Source organism: Amedibacterium intestinale (assembly GCF_010537335.1).
Lineage (GTDB): Bacteria > Bacillota_I > Bacilli_A > Erysipelotrichales > Erysipelotrichaceae > Amedibacterium > Amedibacterium intestinale.
The window spans coordinates 1,720,232-1,737,739 of record NZ_AP019711.1; the positions used below are offsets into that span (position 1 = coordinate 1,720,232).

Annotated in this window: 19 protein-coding genes and 1 riboswitch; of the genes, 9 read left to right on the top strand and 10 right to left on the bottom strand. The window is 34.1% G+C overall.

Annotated features, from left to right (window positions below; genetic code table 11):
* Nucleotide 1 precedes the first annotated feature (1 nt).
* Both A9CBEGH2_RS08745 and A9CBEGH2_RS08750 read left to right on the top strand, forming a co-directional pair.
* Nucleotides 2-928: an ABC transporter ATP-binding protein gene (locus A9CBEGH2_RS08745; RefSeq protein WP_118277615.1), complete on the top strand. Its 927-nt coding sequence runs from the start codon at nt 2-4 to the stop codon at nt 926-928.
* A gap of 205 nt (nt 929-1,133) precedes the next feature.
* Nucleotides 1,134-1,418 (top strand): hypothetical protein, encoded by a 285-nt coding sequence (locus A9CBEGH2_RS08750; RefSeq protein WP_118277614.1) that lies wholly within the window; start codon nt 1,134-1,136, stop codon nt 1,416-1,418.
* Nucleotides 1,419-1,542: 124 nt separating this feature from the next.
* On the opposite strand, the gene A9CBEGH2_RS08755 is transcribed toward A9CBEGH2_RS08750, so the two are convergent.
* Nucleotides 1,543-2,766, bottom strand: a complete 1,224-nt coding sequence (locus tag A9CBEGH2_RS08755) for an HD domain-containing protein (protein WP_118277613.1) — start codon at nt 2,764-2,766, stop codon at nt 1,543-1,545.
* Complete coding sequence (locus A9CBEGH2_RS08760) at nt 2,732-3,163, bottom strand: (deoxy)nucleoside triphosphate pyrophosphohydrolase (protein ID WP_118277612.1); 432 nt, start codon at nt 3,161-3,163, stop codon at nt 2,732-2,734. Before A9CBEGH2_RS08760 ends, A9CBEGH2_RS08755 begins: the two co-directional genes overlap by 35 nt.
* Before the next feature lie 133 nt (nt 3,164-3,296).
* Between A9CBEGH2_RS08760 and A9CBEGH2_RS08765 the strand changes: the two genes are divergently transcribed.
* Both A9CBEGH2_RS08765 and A9CBEGH2_RS08770 read left to right on the top strand, forming a co-directional pair.
* Nucleotides 3,297-4,289 carry a Gfo/Idh/MocA family protein gene (locus A9CBEGH2_RS08765; protein WP_118277611.1) on the top strand — a complete coding sequence of 331 codons (993 nt, stop codon included), beginning with the start codon at nt 3,297-3,299 and terminating at the stop codon, nt 4,287-4,289.
* A gap of 300 nt (nt 4,290-4,589) precedes the next feature.
* Nucleotides 4,590-5,615, top strand: a complete 1,026-nt coding sequence (locus A9CBEGH2_RS08770) for an Rpn family recombination-promoting nuclease/putative transposase (RefSeq protein WP_163104597.1) — start codon at nt 4,590-4,592, stop codon at nt 5,613-5,615.
* A gap of 237 nt (nt 5,616-5,852) precedes the next feature.
* Here A9CBEGH2_RS08770 and A9CBEGH2_RS08775 read toward each other — a convergent pair whose 3' ends face one another.
* Both A9CBEGH2_RS08775 and A9CBEGH2_RS08780 read right to left on the bottom strand, forming a co-directional pair.
* Nucleotides 5,853-6,323 (bottom strand): S-ribosylhomocysteine lyase, encoded by a 471-nt coding sequence (locus A9CBEGH2_RS08775; RefSeq protein WP_115716507.1) that lies wholly within the window; start codon nt 6,321-6,323, stop codon nt 5,853-5,855.
* A 12-nt stretch (nt 6,324-6,335) separates the two neighbouring features.
* Nucleotides 6,336-6,605, bottom strand: a complete 270-nt coding sequence (locus tag A9CBEGH2_RS08780; protein WP_115716506.1) for a hypothetical protein — start codon at nt 6,603-6,605, stop codon at nt 6,336-6,338.
* 150 nt (nt 6,606-6,755) lie between these two features.
* On the opposite strand from A9CBEGH2_RS08780, the gene A9CBEGH2_RS08785 reads away from it, so the two are divergent.
* The 3 genes from A9CBEGH2_RS08785 to A9CBEGH2_RS08795 all read left to right on the top strand — a co-directional run bounded on the left by A9CBEGH2_RS08785 (nt 6,756) and on the right by A9CBEGH2_RS08795 (nt 10,436).
* Entirely contained in the window at nt 6,756-8,219 is a 1,464-nt protein-coding gene (locus A9CBEGH2_RS08785; protein WP_115716505.1) for a sodium-dependent transporter, read from the top strand.
* Between the two features lie 99 nt (nt 8,220-8,318).
* The gene (locus A9CBEGH2_RS08790; protein WP_118362169.1) at nt 8,319-9,662 is read left to right on the top strand and encodes a dicarboxylate/amino acid:cation symporter; all 1,344 of its coding nucleotides are present in this window, start codon (nt 8,319-8,321) and stop codon (nt 9,660-9,662) included.
* A 237-nt stretch (nt 9,663-9,899) separates the two neighbouring features.
* Complete coding sequence (locus tag A9CBEGH2_RS08795; RefSeq protein ID WP_115716503.1) at nt 9,900-10,436, top strand: DUF5662 family protein; 537 nt, start codon at nt 9,900-9,902, stop codon at nt 10,434-10,436.
* A gap of 394 nt (nt 10,437-10,830) precedes the next feature.
* On the opposite strand, the gene A9CBEGH2_RS08800 is transcribed toward A9CBEGH2_RS08795, so the two are convergent.
* The 6 genes from A9CBEGH2_RS08800 to A9CBEGH2_RS08825 form a co-directional block, all read right to left on the bottom strand.
* Nucleotides 10,831-11,349: an energy-coupled thiamine transporter ThiT gene (locus A9CBEGH2_RS08800; RefSeq protein WP_115716502.1), complete on the bottom strand. Its 519-nt coding sequence runs from the start codon at nt 11,347-11,349 to the stop codon at nt 10,831-10,833.
* Nucleotides 11,350-11,393: 44 nt separating this feature from the next.
* Nucleotides 11,394-11,491, bottom strand: a riboswitch (TPP riboswitch).
* A gap of 109 nt (nt 11,492-11,600) precedes the next feature.
* Complete coding sequence (locus A9CBEGH2_RS08805; RefSeq protein ID WP_115716501.1) at nt 11,601-12,488, bottom strand: ParB/RepB/Spo0J family partition protein; 888 nt, start codon at nt 12,486-12,488, stop codon at nt 11,601-11,603.
* 15 nt (nt 12,489-12,503) lie between these two features.
* Nucleotides 12,504-13,283 (bottom strand): ParA family protein, encoded by a 780-nt coding sequence (locus tag A9CBEGH2_RS08810; RefSeq protein WP_115716500.1) that lies wholly within the window; start codon nt 13,281-13,283, stop codon nt 12,504-12,506.
* 14 nt (nt 13,284-13,297) lie between these two features.
* Complete coding sequence (locus A9CBEGH2_RS08815; protein WP_118277936.1) at nt 13,298-14,062, bottom strand: ParB/RepB/Spo0J family partition protein; 765 nt, start codon at nt 14,060-14,062, stop codon at nt 13,298-13,300.
* 21 nt (nt 14,063-14,083) lie between these two features.
* Nucleotides 14,084-14,794, bottom strand: coding sequence for a 16S rRNA (guanine(527)-N(7))-methyltransferase RsmG (gene rsmG, locus A9CBEGH2_RS08820; RefSeq protein WP_118277935.1), 711 nt, complete (start codon nt 14,792-14,794; stop codon nt 14,084-14,086).
* A 327-nt stretch (nt 14,795-15,121) separates the two neighbouring features.
* Complete coding sequence (locus tag A9CBEGH2_RS08825) at nt 15,122-15,289, bottom strand: hypothetical protein (protein ID WP_157964931.1); 168 nt, start codon at nt 15,287-15,289, stop codon at nt 15,122-15,124.
* On the opposite strand from A9CBEGH2_RS08825, the gene A9CBEGH2_RS12720 reads away from it, so the two are divergent.
* Together A9CBEGH2_RS12720 and A9CBEGH2_RS08830 are read left to right on the top strand one after the other, a co-directional pair.
* Nucleotides 15,221-15,520 carry a DUF6431 domain-containing protein gene (locus A9CBEGH2_RS12720; protein ID WP_353511646.1) on the top strand — a complete coding sequence of 100 codons (300 nt, stop codon included), beginning with the start codon at nt 15,221-15,223 and terminating at the stop codon, nt 15,518-15,520. The two genes, A9CBEGH2_RS08825 and A9CBEGH2_RS12720, sit on opposite strands and share 69 nt — an antisense overlap.
* Nucleotides 15,521-15,614: 94 nt before the next feature.
* A complete protein-coding gene (locus tag A9CBEGH2_RS08830; RefSeq protein WP_163104599.1) occupies nt 15,615-17,060 on the top strand; it encodes an ISL3 family transposase in 1,446 nt (481 codons plus the stop codon).
* Nucleotides 17,061-17,508: the final 448 nt, after the last annotated feature.

Below are 17,508 nucleotides of genomic sequence, written 5' to 3' on the forward strand. Positions count from 1 at the left end.
AATGGAAACAAAACAACCCATTTTAGAAGTAAAGAACTTAAAACAATATTTTAAGGTAAATCGTAAATTTACAGTAAAAGCTGTTGATGACATTTCTTTTTGCATCTATCCAAAAGAAACCTATGGACTTGTAGGAGAATCTGGAAGTGGAAAATCAACGACTGGAAGAAGCATCATACGTCTGTATCAGCCTACCGACGGTGAAATCTATTTTAATGGAAAAAATATATCAAAAAAAATGGATAAAGAAACAGAAAAAATGCTGCATACAAAAATGCAGATGATTTTTCAAGATCCAATGGCTTGTTTGAATCCTAGAAGAAAGGTCATGGATATTATTGCGGAAGGTTTAGATATTCATCATGACTATAAAACACAAGAAGAAAGAAAGGAAAAAGTGTATGAGATGCTGGAAATGGTTGGCTTATCTAAGGAACATGCCAATCGTTATCCACATCAGTTCTCTGGTGGACAGAGGCAGCGTATCGGTATTGCACGAGCATTAATTATGCATCCTGATTTGGTCATTGCAGACGAAGCTATCAGTGCGTTGGATGTGTCCATTCAGGCACAAGTCGTCAATCTAATGAAACAGATACAGAAAAAAACAGAAACAGCCATTTTGTTTATCGCCCATGATTTGAGCATGGTAAAATACATCTCCGATCGTATTGGCGTACTGCATCTGGGTCATCTGGTAGAAACAGGAACAACAGAAGAAATTTTTTCCCATCCTATTCATCCTTATACAAAAAGTCTTCTAAGTGCTATTCCAAGCCCAAACCCAGCTGTAGAAAGACATCGTACCTCTATCCATTATGACTATGAAGCAAGCGGTATTGATTATACAGCAGGAACACAGCACCTGGTGGAAGGCAGCCACTATGTGTTATGTACAGATGAAGAATTTAAAACCTGGACGAAATAGTACAGTCTTGTTTCTACACTAGATTGTATAGGCGATAAGCCTAAAAAAGCGTATGATTCTCCATGAATTATATGCTTTTTTCTTTTCCACTTGTCATAATCATTTAACAAGCAAAGATTTACCATACTTCACTTATTCTTTAGATTAAATTTAGCCTTCCTCTTTATGATGTACGTAAGAATTACTAAAAAGAGGTGATTTCAGTATGAAACATAAAAATATAAAAAACATTCTATTAAAGAATTTTTTCATTCTGTTTCTTGTATGGACACTTGTTAAATTAAGCGATTATATACTTGCGAAAACCATATTAAATTCAAATATCATAGATAACATAACCATCGACAAGTTATCAAATAGCGCCCTCACTCCAAATCAACAAAAAATTATTTTATTTATAACTATGACGATTATAATAGTAAACTTAATTATAAGAGAAATCATTCCTTACTATGAAAGAAAAAAGAAGAATAAGAATAATTTAACATAAAGAGAGAAAATCTACTTGTTTCTATTGTGTAAACAAAAGAATAGACAATACAAAAAGACATCTATAATAAAGGTGTCTTTTTAACAAATTCCACATGCAATATTCAAATCATCTACTAACTTCATTATAACTTTTCCTTTGGATAATATACCTTCTGTTCTTCTTTTAAATCTGCTTTTGTCAAAGCATGTACGATTTCACTTGCTTCTTCTAATTCTGAAATACTTCCATCTTCTTTTAATACCCATACCGCATGAGCAGTATTCTTTCCAGAATATGGAGCATATGGTTTTTGGAATACTATATCTCGATGCACATAATAGGATGGATCATATCCCATATCCTGTACTCTTTTTCTAATGTCTTCAATTTCCTTTTCATCATGAATCGTTTCATATTCAAACAGTTTACGATCTAAAATACGTCTGCTTAAATCTTTTAAAATCTCATCTTCACTATTTCTTAAACAGGAAAAACCATACAAAGCAGCACCCTCATCCAATAAGAATAAATCCTGAATACTTGCTGCTTCTTCTTTTAAGAAAGGTACAAACATCGAAACTTCTTTTCCAAAATCTGGATGTTTTCTATATAATTCTTTCATTCTTTTAAAAATAGATGTAAGCAGGATTTCATAACTTCTGGCAACTGGATGAAGATATACTTGCCAATACATATGATAACGAGCCATAATGTAATCTTCTACACTATGAATTCCACTTTCTTTTACTACGATTTTTCCATCTTTTACACGTATCGTACGAAGAATTCTCTCTAAATCAAATTTTCCATAATTCGTTCCAGTAAAATAAGCATCTCGCAATAAATAATCCATACGATCGGCATCCAGCTGTCCACTTACCATTTGATTTAAACATTCTTTTGGATGGCGATATTGTATGATACTTGCGACATCTTCACTTAAATGGGGATGACAATTTTCCAGTATCTGATGAACCTCACTAGATTCTTCCATAATAATCTTTACTGTATATTCCTCATGACGAAGTTGTGAAATATTTTCAAAAGCATGAGAAAATGGACCATGTCCAATATCATGTAACAATCCTGCCAGCATAACAGTTGTTTTTTCATATTCACTTAAAGTATCATGTAATGCCTGAACCTCATTTACCATACGACGTACGATTTCATATACACCTAAAGAATGTGCAAAACGACTATGTTCCGCTGTATGATAGACTTGATAATCTCCACCCAGCTGATGAATTCTTTTTAAACGCTGCATTTCTTTCGCATTGATACAATCCCATATAACCTGTAAATCCACATGGATATACCCGTGAATAGGATCACGTAATACCTTTCTTTCCTCTGTTTTCTTCATACTCCTTTCCCCTTTCCAATGCATTTACTGCATCTAATATATCTTTATCTGCTTCTTCAAACGCATATTGATACAAATCTTTCGCTTCTACAAAGCATAGTTTATGATGTGCATGTAAATGAATGTCACCTTTTACCCATTTGCATACATACGCACACACATGTAATATACAATCTTCTCTTACATCGTGAATGCTGCATAATGCACCCAATACTTTTATTTCAATACCTAATTCTTCTTTAAATTCACGAATCAATGCCTCTTCTTTTGTTTCCTGATTTTCTACTTTCCCACCTGGAAACTCCCACACTCCATCATGAACATTGCTTTTTCTTTGTCCAATTAAATATCCTTTTTCTGTTTTAATAACTCCACATACAATATCTATGGTTTTCATGCAATCACACTTTCCTGTTACCTGTATTTTAACACTTTTTATAAAAAGAAAACAGTATGCATATTTTTGTATATTCTTCTTATAAAAAAATATGGTATAGTATCCATAAAGAAGAATAGATAGGAGTGATTAGATGAAAGTCGCAACCATTGGTACAGGATTTATCGTTGACTGGTTTTTAAATGCTGTAAAACAAAATGAAGGAATTTCTTGTGTTGCCATGTATTCAAGAAATGTAGAACACGCCAAAAATTTAAAAGAAAAATATGAAGTGGAAAAAGTATATACAGACCTGGATGAAATGTTGAATGATTCAGAAATTGACTGTGTATATGTTGCGTCTCCAAACAGTTTACATTTCGAACAATCTTTAAAAGCTTTGAAAGCAGGAAAACATGTTATTTGTGAAAAACCATTTACATCTACTTTAGAAGAATTTGATATATTATCAAACTATGCAAGAGAACATTCTTTATTCCTTTTTGAAGCAATTGTAACTGCACATATGCCAAATTATTTAAAAATCAAAGAACAGATTTCTCGTTTAGGTACCATACGTATGGTACAATGCAATTTCTCACAATATTCCAGCCGCTATGATAAATTTTTAAACGGTGAAACACCAAATGTTTTCTCACCAGCTTTTTCTGGAGGAGCTTTGGCAGATATTAATATTTATAATCTTCACTTTGTCATTGGCTTATTTGGAAAACCTCTAAATGTACACTATTATCCTAATAAACATGAAAATGGTATTGATACAAGTGGAGTTGCTATTTTAGAATATCCAACTTTTAAAGCTGTCTGTGTGGGATGTAAAGATACAAGAAGCAAATGCATCTCTCAGATTCAAGGAGAAAAAGGATATATTACTTTAGAATCAGAAACAAGCAAATGTTCAAAATTCAGTGTAAACATTCAAAATACAAGTGAAGATTTAAGTGTTGAACAAAATGATGACGCATTATATTATGAAACAAAAGAATTTGTACGTATATATAATGCAAATGATTTAGAAACTTGTTATAGAAAACTGGAATATTCCAGAGTAGTTATGGAAACTTATGAAACTTTACGAAAAGATGGTGGAATTATCTTTTCTGCAGATGCGATAAAAAGAATATAATTAGGAAAGAAAAAAACATAAGAAATTTATTTTTCTATTCAAAAAACAAGATTATGTAAAAAGACTATGATTTTTAGAGTAAAACTAATGTTCTCTTATTTTCATAGTCTTTTTTTTAATTTTTCTATTTTTTTTGTATTTTTACCTATTTGTTTCGTATAAGTTAGTGAACAGGGTAATGTATGCCCTGTATATCACGATATCGGTATAGACAAACAATATTCATGTTTTTATAATGAAGATGAATATGTATCATCTTTCCGATATCCGTAAAAAAAAGAAAGGAAATAGGTGATGCGTATGTCAAATCTGGATATTTTATCCAGAGATTTCTGGAAGGACAACAAACGTTTTGCGGATTTATTCAACACGGTCTTATACGATGGGAAACAGGTCATTCTTCCTGAAAAACTGATGGAGGCAGACAGCAATCTGTCAGGAAGCATTCAGACAAAAAAGAAGGAAGATGTCTTTGTTGAAAGAAGGGCAGATCTAATTAGAAAGTTTGCAGGGGACAGTGAATATGCCATCTTCCTGCTGGAAAACCAAAGCCATATCCACTATGGGATGCCTTTGCGGGTAATGATGTACGATGCCTTAGGGTATCGTGAAGAATGTGCAAAGAAGAAAAGAGAAAACAAAAAGAATGCAGTTTATGCAAACAGGGATGAATTCCTGTCAGGGATGCGAAAAGAAGAAAGGATCCATCCTGTATTTACCCTGGTGGTGTATTATGGAGAAAAGCCATGGGATGGACCAAGAAGGCTGAAGGATATGATGGTGGATATGCCAAACTGGATGGAGAAAAGCTTCAGCGACTATTCAATGAACCTGCTGGAAATACGGTCAAGTGAACATGCATTTCAAAACGAGGATGTAAGCAGGCTTGTTTATATGATCCAGCACATCTACAGAAAACAGATAGAAGAAATGAAAAAAGAATGTGCAGATGTGTATGTAAAAAAAGATGTCATAAAGCTGGCAGGAGTTATAACAGAAAATGAAGAAATCATAAAGTATGCGGAAGAACACAAAGAAGAGGAGGTACTAAATATGTGTGAAGCAACGAAACAGTGGGAAGAGGAAATTGGAAGAAGAAACACAAACAATATCATCAACATGATGGGAGTAAGGAAAGAAGGAGAAGAAAGCCTTGCACCTGAAGAAGCAATTGAAAGATTAAAAACAGAAGGAGAAGCAAAAGGAAAAGCTAAAGGTATTCTTGAAGGAAGGGAAAATGAAAAAATAGAAATAGCAGAGAAAATGAAGGCAGAAGGATTTGACAATGCTCTGATTGAAAAACTAACAGGAATCCTTCTACATTAGAGTTACATACAGAAGCCTCTTTGTGTATATTCACATGAAGAGGTTTCATTTTAAGTATGGTAAATACAAAATAAAATAGGTTTTACCAAGAACATTTTAACACAAACAACATTCAATAACTTGAATAAAATACAACATTAAGACGAAGAAAATTGATTTTCATTAAATCAAAAAGATTATCTGATAAATATATGAACAGATAATCTTTTTGTTATACAAATCTATGCTAGTTTTCTTTTAATCTGCCTGTGGATATACCAATTGTTCTTCACTCCACTCTTTTATTACTTCTCTATAGCTTCTTGCATACTGTTTTGCTTTCTCTAGATCATGATCCAAATAGTTTCCACATTCTCTAGATTCCTGTGCACCTGGAATTTCACCTTCAAAATTCGCTATGAAATCCATTGTCTCTTGTACAAGCTTAATTGCTTCTGTTTTTGACATATCATCTCTTGTCAAAAAGTAAAAACCTGTTCGACATCCCATTGGACCTGCATAAACAATACTTTCATCCCATTTTGAATTACGAACATATGTTGCGAATAAATGTTCAAATGTATGCAAACCATCATTATCTAAATATACTCCATTATTGGGTATTACCATACGCAAATCATACGTTATGACATCTCCATCTACACGAGATACATACATACCTTCTTTTAAAATATCGTGATCAATACAAAAACTTGTAATTTTATTCATAAATTCTCTCCTTCAATATATATGTCTTCTTCCTATATTCAAATTATCTACATAATAACGAATCACTAGATTTTCTGAATATAGTTTTTTAGGTGTTATTAGAAAAGTATCGCCTTCCAGCATCATGGAGAGCATCGCCTTGTTACAAACTTCAAGATTTTTATCTTTATAGATAGCCAGCAGTTCTTTAGCCGTTATATCAATATATAACCATTTCTTAAAACTCGCTTCCTGCTTCATTTTTAACAGATGACTTTGATAACGTAAATAAAGTTCCTCCATAATACCCTCTTTTCTTTCTTTATTTTAACATTTATCTGTCCTATAGAAAAGATAAGATAAACACATCATCAAATCTTTTTAGAATGAAATTATAAATTTGACATTTTCTTTCGAAGAATTTACAATATTTTCATAAGGGAGTGTAAATTTATGAAAAATAGGGAGAAATTTTCATCTAGATTAGGTTTTATTCTAATCTCTGCAGGTTGTGCCGTAGGCTTAGGAAATGTTTGGAGATTTCCTTATATAACTGGATTATATGGCGGAGCAGCTTTTGTTATTTTATATCTTGTTTTTTTGGCAATCCTAGGATTGCCTATTATGGCCATGGAATTTTCTATAGGACGTGCATCACAAAAATCCTGTGCAAAATCCTTTGATGTTCTAGAACCAAAACAAACAAAATGGCATCTAATCAAATATAGTTCTATTGCCGGAAACTATCTTCTTATGATGTTTTATACAACCATAGGAGGCTGGATGTTAAATTATTGTTTTAAAATGGCATTCGGCACCTTCCACAACATCAATAGCGAAGAAGTTAGCGCTGTATTTTCTGATATGCTGGACAGTCCTTTTCAAAATATCTTCTGGATGGTTATCATCAGTATCATTGGTTTTTTTATATGCAGTAAAGGTTTGCAGAATGGTGTAGAGAAAATATCCAAATATATGATGTCTTTTTTATTTATCATTATGCTTGTTTTAGTTATTCGTGCTGTAACCCTTCCAAATGCAGTTGAAGGTTTAAAGTTTTATCTGGTACCTGATTTTCATAAAATGATGGAAAATGGTTTTGGAAATGCTATATTTGCAGCTATGGGACAAGCCTTCTTTACCTTAAGCATAGGAATTGGGGCTATGGCTATCTTTGGAAGCTATATAGGAAAAGAAAGAAGTCTTCTTGGTGAAAGTTTAAATATATGTATTTTAGATACTTTAATTGCTTTTATTGCCGGTTTGATTATTTTCCCTTCCTGCTTTTCTTTTGGAGTTGATGCAGACAGTGGACCAGGACTTGTATTTGTTACATTATCAAATGTCTTTAACGAAATGCCAGGTGGACAGCTTTGGGGAACTTTGTTTTTCCTGTTCATGACATTTGCTGCGCTAACTACAATCATTGCAGTATTTGAAAACATTATATCTTTCGCAATGGATCATGGATGGTCAAGAAAGAAAGCAGTTATCTTTAACTTTATCTTGATTTTGATCTTATCTCTTCCCTGTGCGCTCGGATTTAATATTTTAAGTTTTATTTCCCCATTGGGAGCGAATACTACCATTCAGGATTTCGAAGATTTTATTGTTTCCAACAATTTACTGCCATTAGGTTCTTTGTTGTATTTACTATTTTGTACTTCTCGCTATGGATGGGGATGGAAAAACTTCCTGCAGGAAGTAAACACTGGAAAAGGTTTAAAATTTCCTAACGTATTACGTTTTTATGCTACATGGATTTTGCCTGTCATCGTATTGTTTATCTTCGTTCAGGGATACATTGAAAAATTTGATGCTCCATGGAATTTTATTCTTCCTATTCTTATCGTATGTTGTATTCTTTATATTCCTCTCCAAGCCTGGTACAGTATACAAAAAGCTAATAAATTATAGACAGAAAGTTGAAATTACTTTCTGTTTTTTTTAGATGTTTAAAAATCACTCATTCTATAGTATAATATTGACAATTTGGGATAAAACAGGGAGGTCTTTATGAACACAAACACTAGTAGTAACAAACTCGCATTAAAAATGGCAATTGCTCTTGTATGTGGGCTTGTAGCTGGATTTTCATGTATCGTGCTGCGTGAACACTTAATTTCGTCAGGGAACCAGGAAATATGGAATACCATCAATAACTTACTCTTTCAAGATATCACTGCCCAAGGTGCAGAAAATGCAATCGGTATCTTCTATATTGTAGGACAATTGTTTGTCAATGCCTTGCAGTTGATTATTGTACCTATGGTATTTGTTTCCATTACTCTAGCAATATCTGCAATAACGGATACAAAGAAATTTGGAAGAATTTCATCAAGAACCATTTTTACTTTCTTGAAAACCACGATTTTTGCCCTTATTTGGGCAGGTATAGTTGGTACACTTGTATATCAAAGCGGTGCATTTCAGTCTGTTCAAGCAGAAGGTATTGCTATTCAAGAAGGAGCAACTGGTTCTAACCCATTAATTATTATTTTAAATATCATTCCCAACAATTTAATTTCTGCTTTTACACAAAACGGGAACGTTCTTGCAATTGTTTTTTTAGCCGTATGTATAGGTTTGGCAATGAACCAGTTAAAGGATAAAACAGAAATCTTAAGTAAACTTTTTCGTGAAGTAGATAAAATTATTTCTTTATGTCTATCTTTCATAATCACAAAATTTGCGCCTATTGCTATTTTTGCATTGTTAACTAGAACATTTGCAATTTATGGTATTGAATATTTACTCCCAGCTTTAGCTTATCTTTTATGTGTATTCTTTGCTTTGTTTGCATATTTACTAATAGGATTTCCTTTATATATACTTATTATGGCAAAAGTTAATCCTAAACCATTCATTAAGAAAACAGCAAAAGTTGCTTTATTTGGATTCTCTACATCATCCAGTGCTGCAACTCTTCCACTAAACAAAAAAACATGTGTAGAAGAGCTAGGCGTACATAAAGACATCGCATCTTTCACTCTTCCTCTAGGTATGACCATAAATATGGATGGAACTGCTATTATGCAGGTTATAGCCGCTTTATTTGTCGCAATCAGTGCAGGATATGATGTAACTTTTACATCTATGGCGATCATTGCTATCTTAGCATTAATTTCCTCTATTGGTACTCCTGCAGCTCCTGGTGCTGGGGCTGTGATTCTATTTACGATCTTGACAGGTATGGGATACACAAATGATGCCGCATTACTTGCATATTCCTTAATCTTGGCAATTAATCGTCCAATTGAAATGCTAGTAACATCTTTAAATGTCATAGGAGATGCTTCCACTTCTGTAATTGTTGCTAAAAAAGAAAATATGCTGGATCAGGATGTTTATAACAGTTAATTTTTTATATGTAAAGGTCTCCTCTAAGAGATCTTTTTAACATAACTTATCTTTTTAAGAAATATCAAGATAAACATAATGACAAAGATGTACTACATTTTATTATGAATAAAGAAGTATTATCTATTTTCTAATCACATTTACCGATTGTTTTTTGAATTATTTTCATACTATGCAAATTTTATATTTATACAACAGAATATGATAAAATAGATGATAAAAGAAAGGATGTGGAGTATGAATCGATTATGGGGACATTTTTATACCATTACTTCTCATAAGATAAAAGTTGCAGGCTTATGTTTTCGCTGTGGATTGTATAAACAGGGAATTCTACATGACTTATCAAAATATTCACCAATTGAATTTATAAGCGGAGTCCGCTATTATCAAGGACACCGCAGTCCAATTAGTAAAGAAAAAGAAGTCCTTGGATATTCCAAAGGCTGGCTTCATCATAAAGGAAGAAACCGACATCACTGGGAATACTGGGTAGACTTTTTTCGACAAGGCATGTATGCAGTAGAAATGCCTGTTAACTTCAACATTGAAATGGTTTGTGATCGTATTGCGGCTTCAAAAACATATCTTAAGGAGTCTTATACAGATTCCAGTCCTTTACAGTATTTTGAAGGAGAACAGGGAAGAATCGCTATGCATCCTAAAACTGTAGAAAGAACTTACTATTTGTTAAACTATTTGAAAGATCATGGAGAAGATGCACTTATACAACATATTCGAAAAGATATTTTATCTAAAAGAATAGATTTTTAAAGTTAACTTCTTTTATTAAACTCTATAAGAAACCAAACAGTCAAACAAGACTGTTTCAGGTTGTTGACAAACTATATATTTTGAAAATATATAAAACCAATTTAAAAAAAGTGGTAGAAAGATTCCTTTTACTAGGTGATTTTTGGTAAATGATAGCTTAAAATCACCTGTTTTTTATACAAAAGTGGGGATAAAAAAAGACCGAATGACAAAGTCTGCTCAAAGAGCGACTTTGTCAACGGTCTGAAACAGTCAAACAAGACTGTTTTTTATATAGGTACTTAATGAAAAAAATAGAAACACATGAGTTAAAGAAGCTACATCACTAATGTCTTAGAACATAAAAAAGCAGGAACTTTCTTTCCTTAGAATTTATCCTGCCTTTACATTTACTTTATTTCTGCATCTTTTTTATTTGTGGTTCTAAAGACTTATATAGCAGTGGCACAACAATCATGCCCAATATAAGAGTTGGCAACAAATATGTACACTGATAAGTTATACTTCCCCATAAGGTTGTTTGATATACAATAACACCAGAAATGGTAGAACTAATAAAGCGAATAAAGTTTGTCACAAACACACCGGTATAGAAATATCCGATATTTGGAAAGATACTTGCAATTCCATAGACAGAAAACGCTATGAAATAATCAAGCAGAAATCCAATCAAATCTGGAGTATACATTGGTCCTGTCACAAATTGCGCAAATACTGAAACAATAGAAACAATGATTCCCTTTTTCCATCCCAAATGATAACTTGCCATAAGCAGTGCAAGAGTAGATATCCCAAGGCTTCCACCATTTGGCATTTGAATAATATGCAAGGTATTTACAAATGTGTCTAATACCATGAATAAGGCTACATAAAAAGCCATGTAAACTAGATCTTTTACTGATACATTTCTCATAAAAAAACACCTCCATGAATGAGGCGCAAGGCGAATAGAAAATATAAAAATACTTTCAGACTCCCTACGCTAGCATTACCTAGTTCAGGTCATAAGGGACTGCATAAAACATCTCAGCCTTTCGGCGCCCCTGTCTTTGACATTTATATTATATTCTAATTTCCAATTGTTTCAAGAACGAATTAATAATATTATCTATTTTATTGTATAAAAAAGAATCAATGTATGTAACATCAATTCAATTAAAACAACTATAATTCTTCATCTAAACCGCCCAAAAGTTCTAATAAACGATTTAAATCATCATTTCCATTATATGCAATACTGATATGTTTTGCATCAACTTTTACCTTTGTCTGAAAACGTGTCTGTAAACGTTTTTCTACCTGTCCCAAATGAATATCTTTTGGTTTAGTTTCAGGTTTTTCTTTTGGCTCATTGATATTTTTTACCATTGTTTCTACAGCACGTACACTAAGATGTAACTGAATAGCTTTTTGTGCTACTTCTTCCATCAGTTTTTCATCTTTTAACCCTAACAAGGCACGTACATGCCCCATACTTAATTCTTGATTTACAACATGTGTTTGTACGACTGGTGGAAGTTTTAACAAACGAAGCATATTCGCTACATACTCACGAGATTTTCCAATTCTTTTTGCCAGTTCTTCCTGTGTATAACCTAATTTTTTTATTAGTTTTTCATAACCAACAGCTTCCTCAATTGCATTTAAATCTTCACGCTGTACATTCTCCAGCAATGCAATTTCCATCATTTGCTGATCATCAAAATCCATTAGAATTGCTGGAATCTTTTTCAATCCTGCTTCTTTACTTGCACGAAGACGTCTTTCCCCAGCAATTAATTCATATCCTTTTACTGCTTTTTTTACAAGAATAGGTGTAAATACCCCATGTAAACGAATAGAATCTGCTAATTCTTTTATTTTACCCTCATCAAATGTTTTTCTTGGCTGATATGGATTTGGGTGTACATCTTTTACATCTACTTCAAACTTACTATCTTCATGAACTTCTGTTTTCCCTTGCTGAATATCTTCCAGCACATTGGTTACATCTTCTCCAAAAATAGCTGATAAACCTTTTCCAAGTCTTGCAGCGCTTTCCTTTTTTGCCACAACATACACCTCCTACTATGCCTTTTTCTTTTTGTTCATACGAACAACTTCTTTTGCCAGACTGGCATATGCTTTTGCTCCCTCACAGCGAACATCATATTCAAATATAGACTGTCCTCTGGAAGGTGCTTCTCCCAATTTAATATTTCTTGGTATGTACGTTTTATATACACGATCTTTAAAATGCTGACGAACTTCCTGCTGTACTTCTACACTTAAACGTGTACGAGCATCATACATTGTTAACAATACACCTTCAATAACCAAATTTTTATTGAATAATTGCTGAACAAGACGAATCGTTAACAACAACTGCGTAACCCCTTCTAAGGCATAATATTCACATTGTACAGGAATAATAACAGAATCCGCTGCCGTTAAGGCATTCGTATTCAATAAACTTAAAGAAGGTGGACAATCAATAATAATGAAATCATATTCATCTTTTACCTGATCCAATTTGTTTTTTAATAATTCTTCTTTTCCTACTTCAAATCTTACCATCTGCAAATCTGCACCTGCTAAAGAAATGTTTGCAGGTACAATATCAATTGGTGGAGAAGTCAAGGTTTTACGAATATCTGCTACTGTATAATCTTCCATCAACAAATTATAAACAGATAATTTATCTTCTCCAACACTTGCTCCGATTCCCTGTGTTGCATTCCCCTGCGGATCTAAATCCACAAGCAATACTTTATTATTCAAATATCCTAAACCAGCCGCAAGGTTTAAGGATGTCGTTGTTTTTCCGACACCGCCTTTCTGATTTGAAATGGCAATTATTTTTCCCATACTATCCTACCTCTCTATTTCGGAATACGAATTGTTAGAATAACTTCATCTTCTGTTTCATCCTGTGTTATTTTCGCATCGCATCCACTGCGATTTACCATATTTACTGCCTGATGCAGTGTATTAATAGCTATTTTTATACTTTTGCTGATCCCTTTCAGCATCACTTTCTTTTCTGGTTTTTTTTCTTGTGATTCCTGTTTCAATACTCTTTCTGTCTGTGCAACCGTCCATCCCTTTTTGACGATTTTATGTAACATTTCCTGCTGTTTATCTTCTTTTAATCCAACAAGTGCACGTGCATGGCGCTCGCTGATTTTCTTAGCAGAAACAGCTTCCTGTACTTCTTTATCCAAACCTAGCAAACGAATCTTATTTGCTATAGCACTTTGTGACTTTCCAATACGCAAAGCCAATGTACTTTGATTGATACCGGCAAATTTCATGATTTCCACATAAGATTTTGCCTCTTCAATTGCGCTTAGATTTTCACGCTGAATATTTTCTACCAATGCCATTTCCGCCATCTGTATTTCGTTGGCATCCATGACATTTGCCAATACTTCAACTGCACCATTTAAACGCATAGCACGAAATCTTCTCTCTCCTGCTATGATTTGATATTTCCCATTGCTTTCTCGAACTGTAATTGGCTGAATCAATCCATTTTCACGAATAGACTGTGCTAGATCCATCAACGCATCATCATCAAATTCTAAACGTGGCTGATATGGATTAGGTTCAATCAAGTCAATCGCAATCATCTTCGTTTCTTTCATTTTCTAACTCCTCATATCAATTTAAAGTGGATTCTTTTTGATCTGAGCAAATGCCCTTGGATACTTCTTTGGTGTTGGTTTTATTTTCTCAAATACAAAATTAACTCTGCAGGAACCATCCGATAAGTGTTTTTCATCTCTTTGTTTTTCTTTACAACCTAAAAGTGAAATAGCTTTTTTAGCTTTATCATATTCTTCCTGTGCATTTGCCCCTTTTAAAGATAAAAAGATTCCCCCTATCTTTACTAAAGGAATACACAATTCAGAAAGCATCGTTAAGTTAGCAACTGCTCTGGCACTTACAATGTCAAAGTACTCTCTATGATCTTTCGCATATTCTTCTGCACGTGCATGAACACACTCTACATCTTTTAATTCCAGTTTTTCACACAATGCATTTAAAAACGTTATTCGTTTCCCCAAAGTTTCCACGATCGTAATCTTTAAATCCGGATATACGATTTTTAATGGAATACTTGGAAATCCAGCTCCTGCTCCCACATCACAAAAACTTCCTTTAAGAGGAACATCGAAGGAAGGCAATATCGAATCTAAAAAATGTTTTTCATAGATTTCATCCAAATCTGTAATAGCAGTAAGATTCATTTTCTGATTCCACTCTACAAGCATTTGTGCATATACTTCAAACTGTTCAATTTGCCTGTTTGATAAAACGATTCCATGCTTTTCCAAAATTGAAAAGAAATCTTCTTTTTTAAATTTTATAGACATACAATCCCTCCAGTATTTTATATTATATCAAAATTGAGGCAGAACCTAAACATTTTTATAAAAAAAATGGTTATTCAAGAATAGTTAGGGTTAGGGGGTTACCCAAGATTACTTGGGGCAAGGAACTTACCTGCCCTTTTTTTGTTCCAAACTTTTTGGGGTTTCGTATTATACTATGATTGAAAGGATAATAACAGGCATTAAAAAAAGCAGTTACCATATTTTCTCACCCCGGCAACCGCTTTTCTGTGGCCCTGTTCGGTACCACTCACGTTACATCTATATTGTAATCACAATGAACAATTTAATCAACGCTCATATGACAATTTAATCAATAAATTTAATATTACGATCCATACCATGGAATGTCCTCGTTGTCATGCGAAGGGTTCTTTGATTTTTTATGGACATCGTGTTCGTAAATTTATCTTTGTGACTCGCACTGTTTTGATCAATGCCCAGCGATGTCGGTGTAAAGAATGTGGTGCTATTCATATCATTCTTCCTTCTTTTGTAGTTCCAGGATTCAATCATGTCTATTTATCCATCCGAAAGGTTTTGAATAAAGAGCCTGACCGATCATTAGAAGATTCTTATTTCTACAGATTCATCAAAAGTTTTTTCCCACCTTTTCCAAAATCTTCAGAAGATTCGGATTATCTTGCCTTCTTACGCCGGAGCCCGCTTTTTCGAAAATTCGGTTCTTATGCATTTTTAAGTCGATAAAAACAGCGACCAACCTGATATGTATATCCAGATATGCCTGCTTCGCTTATAGTTAAGGTGTACGAAGACTTGCTTTATCAGGAGGTGACACAATATGCAAGACTTTACCAATTGCGAAGCTTCTATTTGCACAATCTTCAATCTGGATTCATCGATTTTAGAATCCTGTTCCTGTATTAGACGAAATGAACAGACGATCATCGATGTAAAGCTTTTGGATTCTCGACCAGCTTGTCCTGAATGTGGAAATCCCATCACGAAGATCAAGGGATATGTGACCAAGACCATCCAGCATTCATTACTGGCCGATAAAAAATGTGTTCTTCAATACCATGCCAGGCGATATATCTGCCCAATATGCCACAAAACGTTCTATGAATACAATCCTTTCGTCTTCCAGAACATGAAGATTTCTTCAGATCTGATGCTTCAGATCCTCAAGGACTTGCAAGAACCTGGCGAAACCTTTACCCACGCAGCTAAGAGATATCATATTTCTCCAACTTCTGTTTCATCGATCTTCGATTCGGTTGTTTCGATTCCAAGGGCAAAACTGCCAGAAATCATGTGCACAGATGAAAACTATGCCTTTCATTCCAAAACACAAAACAGTAAGTACATCTGTCTTTTGATCGATCAGACCAATGGGCGGCCAATCGATATCTTGCCTAGTCGACGATATGAATATTTGGATAAGTACTTCTCAAATATACCAAAATATGAAATAGATCAGGTCCATATCATGATTACGGATATGTACGAACCATACCGCAGGATCATTAAAAAACATTTCAAAAATGCGATTCATGTGGTCGACCATTATCATGTTTCACAGGAACTGCACCGCAGAGTGGACAGGGTTCGCTTAAGGATCATGAACCCCCTGCGATGCATCAACACATCGAAACGCACCCAGGAACAAGAAGAAAACTATTATCTGTTAAAACACAAGAACGGACTCCTGTTCAAGCACTTTACAAGATCTAAAGGCGCCGATGGAAAACCACTTTTCGATATTTTAAGACCAAAAGAATATAATAAGGTTCTAAAACGATATATGAACCCATACGATTATGCCAATGCGCTTGTATCTATTCATCCGGATATAAACACGGCCTGGGAATTAAAGGATGAACTTACGGATTTCTATGTCTCGAACACACTTGAAACGGCACCTGCTGCTTTGAAAAAAGTCATTACCGATTTCAGAGAAAGCAATGTAGAAGAAATGGTCAAGTTTAGTTACACATTAGCCAACTGGCAAACCGAGATCATCAATTCTTTCTACATAGCCAAAACCGAATACAAGCTCTCGAGAAAGACAGGACAAATCACTGTCGGATATAAAAGGCTCAACAACGCACTGATGGAACGACTCAACGGAACCGTCAAGCTGATTACCAAGGCAGCCAACGGATATACCAATTGGGAACGATTCCGTAACCGATGCATGTTGGTCCTTGAAAAAGGCATAGAATTTGCGATCGACGAGAAAGACAAAAGCGTAAAGATGGTCGAAAAAAAGGAGCCCACCACCTAGGACAGGTGATGAGCCCTTTAGACCCTCTCAACGAAATAGGGTATATGCCGCCCCCAAGTAATCTCGAAGATCAAATTCAGCTAACCCCAACTATTTTTGGAGCACCAAAAAAATACCATACCTAAACCCCTATACCTATGGAGGAATATCAAAATAGGAAGATACATTTTATAGAACCCTTAAAACGCCATCCTAGTCAACCACCAAAAACCCCTTGACATATTCACATTCTTCCTGCCAAGGGGTGTTACCTATTCAATTTTATAATTCGCGACCTCCTTATACTTTATGTCTTTGTATAAGATATCGACCTTTTTCCTTTCTGGTCTTATCAAATTACAATACATATATCGTTAAGTAATATCGTTACTGTATTCCAGAATTATTTCCACATAAGGACTTTTATCCAACTGTATCTTCCACGTTACAGGTTTTATATTTCCCCTGC

Bases quoted from the DNA above. Each gene is read 5' to 3' on its own strand.
- A9CBEGH2_RS08825 (WP_157964931.1), bottom strand. From the start codon at position 15,289: ATGAATAGCACCACATTCTTTACACCGACATCGCTGGGCATTGATCAA.
- A9CBEGH2_RS08815 (WP_118277936.1), bottom strand. From the start codon at position 14,062: ATGAAAGAAACGAAGATGATTGCGATTGACTTGATTGAACCTAATCCA.
- A9CBEGH2_RS08745 (WP_118277615.1), top strand. From the start codon at position 2: ATGGAAACAAAACAACCCATTTTAGAAGTAAAGAACTTAAAACAATAT.
- rsmG (WP_118277935.1), bottom strand. From the start codon at position 14,794: ATGTCTATAAAATTTAAAAAAGAAGATTTCTTTTCAATTTTGGAAAAG.
- A9CBEGH2_RS08780 (WP_115716506.1), bottom strand. From the start codon at position 6,605: ATGGAGGAACTTTATTTACGTTATCAAAGTCATCTGTTAAAAATGAAG.
- A9CBEGH2_RS08790 (WP_118362169.1), top strand. From the start codon at position 8,319: ATGAACACAAACACTAGTAGTAACAAACTCGCATTAAAAATGGCAATT.
- A9CBEGH2_RS08830 (WP_163104599.1), top strand. From the start codon at position 15,615: ATGCAAGACTTTACCAATTGCGAAGCTTCTATTTGCACAATCTTCAAT.
- A9CBEGH2_RS08750 (WP_118277614.1), top strand. From the start codon at position 1,134: ATGAAACATAAAAATATAAAAAACATTCTATTAAAGAATTTTTTCATT.
- A9CBEGH2_RS08760 (WP_118277612.1), bottom strand. From the start codon at position 3,163: ATGAAAACCATAGATATTGTATGTGGAGTTATTAAAACAGAAAAAGGA.
- A9CBEGH2_RS08810 (WP_115716500.1), bottom strand. From the start codon at position 13,283: ATGGGAAAAATAATTGCCATTTCAAATCAGAAAGGCGGTGTCGGAAAA.
- A9CBEGH2_RS08775 (WP_115716507.1), bottom strand. From the start codon at position 6,323: ATGAATAAAATTACAAGTTTTTGTATTGATCACGATATTTTAAAAGAA.
- A9CBEGH2_RS08785 (WP_115716505.1), top strand. From the start codon at position 6,756: ATGAAAAATAGGGAGAAATTTTCATCTAGATTAGGTTTTATTCTAATC.
- A9CBEGH2_RS08800 (WP_115716502.1), bottom strand. From the start codon at position 11,349: ATGAGAAATGTATCAGTAAAAGATCTAGTTTACATGGCTTTTTATGTA.
- A9CBEGH2_RS08795 (WP_115716503.1), top strand. From the start codon at position 9,900: ATGAATCGATTATGGGGACATTTTTATACCATTACTTCTCATAAGATA.
- A9CBEGH2_RS08755 (WP_118277613.1), bottom strand. From the start codon at position 2,766: ATGAAGAAAACAGAGGAAAGAAAGGTATTACGTGATCCTATTCACGGG.
- A9CBEGH2_RS08765 (WP_118277611.1), top strand. From the start codon at position 3,297: ATGAAAGTCGCAACCATTGGTACAGGATTTATCGTTGACTGGTTTTTA.
- A9CBEGH2_RS08770 (WP_163104597.1), top strand. From the start codon at position 4,590: ATGTCAAATCTGGATATTTTATCCAGAGATTTCTGGAAGGACAACAAA.